The following is a 4816-nucleotide window of genomic DNA, read 5'->3' as shown; positions in this document are numbered from 1 at the left end:
AAGATGATTATTGCTACCTCAGTAGCAGCATCCGGACATGCCGCATGGCGCGTGGACGAACGCTAGTGTCGCGGGGCGAGCGTCCGCCGCACCCACGTCGGCAGTCGTTGCGACAGATTTTCAGAAGGTTAGTCGTCGTGCCTTGGGGGTCTCGTATATGCCAACCCACGGGCGGACCCGTTCAAACGCGCCGCTGGCGGCGAATACGTCCCCGTCGGCGTACCGGCGCCCTTGGATCTGCATCCCAACTGGAAGCCCCTCGACGAGCCCGGCGGGGATGGAAGCGGCCGGGTGTCCGGTGTAGTTCGTCAGGTAAGTGAGGCACCAGCCGATGTAGGGGTCCACCTCGACACCCTCGATCTCGCTGGGACCCACGGTGGCTCCGGGTGTGTCCGCGTTTAGGACTGGAATCGCCGCCAATGTCGGGGATACGAGCAGGTCGAAGTCCTCGTAGACGGACTGGATGGCGTCGTACACAGCGGACCGCATGACGTAGTCCTGGTTCAGCTCAGTCATGGACATCCCGTAGACGTGGTCGGCCCAGCGCAGGTACCCATCGGGGAAGTCCTCACGGTACTCGCCGAGCAGGTCGAGGCCGTTCTGCTTGAAGTTTTCGAACGCACCGACGTTGACCAGCATGATGTGGCGGCACCACAGGCCGCTCAGCTCATGCTGGTCGTACGGCAGCCTCAGGTCGATCTCCTCCACGATCGCGCCCGCCTCGGTGAGGGCGTGGACGGCCTGGCCGACACACCCGCGGATCCGTGGGTCCACCGGGAAGATGCCGTAATCGGGGGTGTAAGCGATCCGCATGCCGGCGATGTCGCGGTGGACGTCGGTGACGAAGTCGTGCGGTTCCTCATCGAGGCTGAACACGTCCCCGGGGTGGTAACCAGACAGGGCGTTGAGAACCAGGGCGGCGTCGTCGACATTGCGGGTCAGGGGGCCCTCGAACAGGAAAGGCATGGTGCTGCCAAAGGCGTTGGGACGCACGACTGAGGGCACTCGCCCGAAGGATGCCTTGTACCCGTACAGGCCGCACCACGCGGCGGGGATGCGGATGGAGCCGCCACCGTCGGTGCCTTCTGCAAAGGGCACGAGCCCGTCGGCCACGGCCGCGGCGCTACCTCCTGAGGACCCGCCCGAGTTGCGGGCCGTGTCGAAGGGGTTGGACGTCGCCCCGAAGAGGGGTTGTCACAGGTGCCGCGGTAGCCCATCACCGGTGAGTTGGTCTTGCCCAGGATGATGGCGCCGGCCTTCTCGACCCGTTCGGCGAAGATGCAGTGGGTGTCCAGCTTGAAGTTGGCCAGTGCCCTGACACCGCCGAACGTAGCGGGCCATCCTGGCTTGAAGTCGAACAGGTCCTTGATGGCGGTGGGCACACCGTGCAGCACACCGATGCTCGACCCGTCCGTGAGTGCCTGCTCGGCGCGCTTCGCTTCCTCGCGCGCGCCGTCGAAGTCGGTGAAGACGAAAGCGTTCAGGCTGGGGTTGCGTTCCTCGATCCTCGCCGCGAACGCATCTACCAGTTCCACCGGTGAAACCTCCCGCTCGCGCACTCGTCGGGCGAGCTCGGTCGCAGTCACATACGCAACGTCTGAATCGTGCGGCATCCTGATTCCTCCTTGAACCGGTGGCAACCCGCCCGCCTCATGCTAGGGACGGTGGACACCAACGACAACGGCCTCGGGCTCGCGTTCAGCGCCTCGGCGTGCGCTGGCAGCAGCGCGCAGGCGCACGACGCTGCCGAGCGCCGTCGGTGCGGCGGACGAGCGAACGCTGACCACGGGACATGTGGCGGAGTGATGCACGCGTCGACGCCATCCCTTCTACTGTGAGGTCATGCTCGAGCTCAGCCAGCTTGACTTGGACGAGATCGCCACGGCACTTTCCGACCAGACCGACTACGACCATCGGTGGCTGATCGACCCAATGTCGGGGCAGGTGGCTTTCTGGACCTCTGACACTGGTCTTGACGGGGAGAACCCGGTCGACCTTGAGGACGTGGACCTCACGCCCATCGATCCGCTCCCGTCGTACGTCTGGTACCAGGACATGGCCGACTTCGCGGACCGGATCAGCGATGATGCTGCGGGACGCCGACTAGCACGAGCCATTGCCGGCAAGGGCGCCTTCCGGCGGTTCAAGAACGCGTTGTACGAGGAGTTTCCCGAGCTTTTGCCGGGCTGGCACGCCTTCCGAGAGGCCCGCGCCAACAGGCGAGCGGTTGAATGGCTCGCAGACGAAGGTCTCATTTCCGAGGACGAGGCCGACCAGTATCGACAGGACCACCCCGACCCCGACGTGCCCTAACACGAAGTCAAACACTGCACGACGGCCCGCACGCATTTGCCGCATGGAGCGTGGCCGCACGCTACTGCCGCTGTGGTCGCGTAGCGTCCGACCATGCCGCACCTCGGGAGTCTCACCTTGTCGCGAAATACTCATCGGCCGGGGGTGGGCAGCCTGCTGACCGTCTCCCACTCGCCATCAACGAAGGAGGCCAGGAGCGGCGTGATCGCCGAGGGCGCACGTCATCCCAGGCCGGTCACCGGGTTTGGAGCTTCTTGCGCTGGCGTCCTTGCGTGTCGAAGTTGGCAGGGTTGAGCCACGTCTCGAAAGCAGCGCGAACGGCAGGCCACTCCTTCTCAGTAAGGGCGAACCACGCCGTGTCGCGATTGCGGCCCTTGTACACAAGCGCCTGGCGAAAGGTCCCTTCGTATGTGAACCCTAATCGTTCGGCAGCCTTCCGTGACGGTTCGTTGAGGCTGTCGCATTTCCACTCGTAGCGCCGGTATCCCAGGTCCTCGAAGACGTAGCGCATGAGGAGAAACTGCGCCTCGGTCGCCGCCGCTGTGCGTTGCAGGACATGAGACAAGACAATAGAGCCGACTTCGATGACTCCATTAGCCGGGTCATGGCGCATGAGCGCGAGGGTGCCGAGTGCCCTACCAGTTGCTGCGTCGGTGAGGGCGTAGTGCCGAGGATCGGGGCTATCGGCGGCAGCGACCGACCACTGGTAGTAGCTTTCAAACGATAGAAACGGTCCGAAAGCCATGTAGGTCCAAGCACGGTCATCGCTAGCCGACGCGTATGCGGCATACAAATCCACCGCGTGTCGGTCTGGGTCGAGACGTTCGAGTGCGCAGAACCTCCCGCTCAGCACATCCGCCGATGGGAGGGGGGCCGATGCCCAGCCAGGCACAGGGTCGCCGACGGGCTGATCGAACTCGTTCATCCTGGGCAAGGAAGATCCTTCCGGTGCGAGGGTATGCCAGGAGCGCCTGGCTGCCGATTCTAGGCTCGAGGGTGCACGCTCCTGCCGCGAGTGGAGCGGCGCGTGGTTGTAGTCCAACTCCTGGGTGGTGGCCGGCGAGCACACCGAGAGCGGCCTGCCCTGCTGGTCCCTGACCCGCCTCAGGCCGCAGGACCTCATCTATTGACTTTCGATCGATATCTGTCGAGACTACACGCATGAGCCAACGAGTCGTCATCAACGTCCTACGCGCACTTCTGCTGGTGGCTGCGGTGATGATCCTGCTGATGCAGACCGTGCTCTTGCCGTGGCTCTCAGGGGAGATGGCTCGAGACCTTCCTGCCGAGGCGCACATGCGCTGGCCCATGCTGAGTCTCGCGGTACTGGGCCTTCTCTGCGTCCAGGCCGTGCTCGTGTGCACCATCCGGTTGCTGAGCTTTGTCCGCGACGGGCAGGTCTTTAGCCCCAGCGCGCTCGGGTGGGTGGACGGCATCATCGCAGCCTTCGCCGCTGCTGGCCTGGTGTGCCTTGCGACGCTCATCTACCAATCGATGACGATCGCTGGCCCGCTGCTGTGGATGCTTGCCCTGCTGGGCGGTGTGCTCGCCGGCTCCGGTCTGGCCCTGTTGGTCTGGGTGATGCGAGCGATGCTGGTGCAGGCCACGAAATTGCGTACAGAGATGGAGATGGTTATCTGATGCCGATCGTCGTCCGCATCGACGTGGAACTGGCCAAGCGCAAGATGTCCGTCGGAGAGTTCGCCGAGCGAGTCGGCATCACCCCAGCCAATGTGGCGGTCCTGAAGAACGGGCGGGCCAAGGCGGTGCGTTTTACCACACTGGAAAGAATGTGTGAAGTGTTGCAGTGTCAGCCCGGAGACCTTCTCGAGTGGGTGCCCGTCGACACCGGCGCCGAAGTCTGAGGATGACCGGGTACAAGTCTCCGTTGAGAAGCGCTCGGAGCCATCCTGTATTACCGCGTCAAGTGCTGGGGCCAGGGGGCGTAACTGTTCCGTCGTCATCGACGACATAGACGTCGATGCGCAGCTCCTCACGTACCCAGGCAGGGACACGTCGGACGGCTTCAGCCGCGCCAGTCGGCACCACGACGGCGAATCGGGTGGTCTCCGTGGGTCTGGTCGGAGGCATGCGCCGCAGCAATTGGCCGAACATTGTGTCCACATCGAGGCCAATGGCAGCGGTGCGTCCCTTGACCTCCGCAAGGAGCTTGCAGCCGTCCTTCTGGGCGACTACGTCGACGAAATTGACCTCGCGCGAGACGGACCACCCCTCCCGAGTCATGTAGTCGCAGAAGGCCTGAACCACCCGATCTTCGTCGCCTCTCATGTACCGCATCGTATGGAGGCTTGGGGCGCACGCACATGCCCCACTCAGATAGCCTTCAGGTCGGCAGCCGAGCAGTCGGTAAGGACCAGGTAAGGGACCACACGGCTCTTCCCCCAAGGGTAAGAGAAGGGCTGCAAGTAGACCCTGGTGGTGCGCCGCCATGCGCACTGTCATGCCGCTGGCCGCGCGGTGGGCTCACGGGTCAGGCGGGGCG

At 64.2% G+C, this 4816-nt stretch carries 5 protein-coding genes and 1 pseudogene; 3 read left to right on the top strand and 3 right to left on the bottom strand.

The annotated features are described in order from the left end of the window. Positions 1-120 precede the first annotated feature (120 nt). Positions 121-1613: pseudogene (locus tag AVL62_RS17775) on the bottom strand (amidase). Between the two features lie 229 nt (positions 1614-1842). Here AVL62_RS17775 and AVL62_RS05580 point away from each other — a divergent pair. Continuing rightward, a complete protein-coding gene (locus tag AVL62_RS05580) occupies positions 1843-2313 on the top strand; it encodes a UPF0158 family protein (RefSeq protein ID WP_058890680.1) in 471 nt (156 codons plus the stop codon). A gap of 235 nt (positions 2314-2548) precedes the next feature. On the opposite strand, the gene AVL62_RS05575 is transcribed toward AVL62_RS05580, so the two are convergent. After that, positions 2549-3238, bottom strand: coding sequence for a GNAT family N-acetyltransferase (locus AVL62_RS05575; RefSeq protein ID WP_058890679.1), 690 nt, complete (start codon positions 3236-3238; stop codon positions 2549-2551). Positions 3239-3474: 236 nt separating this feature from the next. On the opposite strand from AVL62_RS05575, the gene AVL62_RS05570 reads away from it, so the two are divergent. Beyond that, complete coding sequence (locus AVL62_RS05570) at positions 3475-3954, top strand: DUF2975 domain-containing protein (RefSeq protein ID WP_058890678.1); 480 nt, start codon at positions 3475-3477, stop codon at positions 3952-3954. Further along, complete coding sequence (locus AVL62_RS05565; RefSeq protein WP_058890677.1) at positions 3954-4178, top strand: helix-turn-helix domain-containing protein; 225 nt, start codon at positions 3954-3956, stop codon at positions 4176-4178. Before AVL62_RS05570 ends, AVL62_RS05565 begins: the two co-directional genes overlap by 1 nt. Before the next feature lie 58 nt (positions 4179-4236). On the opposite strand, the gene AVL62_RS05560 is transcribed toward AVL62_RS05565, so the two are convergent. After that, complete coding sequence (locus AVL62_RS05560) at positions 4237-4602, bottom strand: hypothetical protein (RefSeq protein ID WP_153011681.1); 366 nt, start codon at positions 4600-4602, stop codon at positions 4237-4239. Between the last annotated feature and the right edge of the window lie 214 nt (positions 4603-4816).

Source organism: Serinicoccus chungangensis, assembly GCF_001483745.1.
In the GTDB taxonomy this organism is placed as follows: domain Bacteria; phylum Actinomycetota; class Actinomycetes; order Actinomycetales; family Dermatophilaceae; genus Ornithinicoccus; species Ornithinicoccus chungangensis_A.
The sequence above is the reverse complement of the archived record's forward strand: the minus strand, read 5'-3'. Positions and strand labels throughout refer to the sequence as shown.